This window comes from Klebsiella sp. HMSC25G12, from assembly GCF_001807705.1.
Lineage (GTDB): Bacteria > Pseudomonadota > Gammaproteobacteria > Enterobacterales > Enterobacteriaceae > Klebsiella > Klebsiella variicola.
Genome location: NZ_KV789924.1, coordinates 1 through 804, shown reverse-complemented (window position 1 = coordinate 804; position 804 = coordinate 1). Strand labels below are relative to the sequence as shown.

Annotated in this window: 1 pseudogene; it reads left to right on the top strand. The window is 66.7% G+C overall.

Annotation, left to right across the window (positions count from 1 at the left end):
• Nucleotides 1-602: pseudogene (locus HMPREF3096_RS31635) on the top strand (hypothetical protein); the annotation flags it as partial.
• Nucleotides 603-804 lie beyond the last annotated feature (202 nt).

Below are 804 nucleotides of genomic sequence, written 5' to 3'. Positions count from 1 at the left end.
CCTTCGCCCGCCAGGATGCGGAGCGCCCGCTGGACGCCCAGCTGAAAACGCTGCTGGAAAAACCGCTGCAGGCGCTGCAGCAGTGGGCGGCGGGTCGTCCTGAGCTGCAGGCGCTGTGCCAGCAGTACAGCGAGCAGGCGCAAAGCGGCACCCAACGCCTGCTGCCGGGGCCAACCGGCGAGCGCAATACCCTGACGCTGATGCCGCGCGAGCGCGTGCTGTGCGTGGCGGATAATGAACAGGATGCGCTGATCCAGCTGGCGGCTGTGCTGGCGGTGGGTTGTGAAGTACTGTGGCCGGACAGCGCCCTGCAGCGCGATCTGGCGAAGAAGCTGCCGCGGGAGGTCAGCGAGCGCATTCGCTTTGCCAAAGCGGAGCAGTTACCTGGCCAGGCCTTCGACGCGGTTATCTACCACGGCGATTCCGACCAGCTGCGCGAGCTGTGCGAGCAGGTGGCGGCGCGCGATGGGGCGATAGTCTCCGTGCAGGGCTTCGCCCGCGGCGAAACCAACCTGCTGCTGGAGCGGCTGTATATTGAGCGCTCGCTGAGCGTTAACACCGCGGCGGCAGGCGGTAACGCCAGCCTGATGACCATCGGCTAAAACAGGCGCCCCCGGTGGCGCTGCGCTTACCGGGGCTACCTGTCTCATGGCACGGGGGACGGCCTGTATTGTAGGTCGGGTAAGCGTAGCGCCACCCGACAACATAACAATACAACGAGGTAGCCCGGATAAGGCGCTGTGCGCCGCCATCCGGGAGAGCGGCGCTGTGTTCATCCCCGGTGGCGCTGCGCTTACCGGGGCT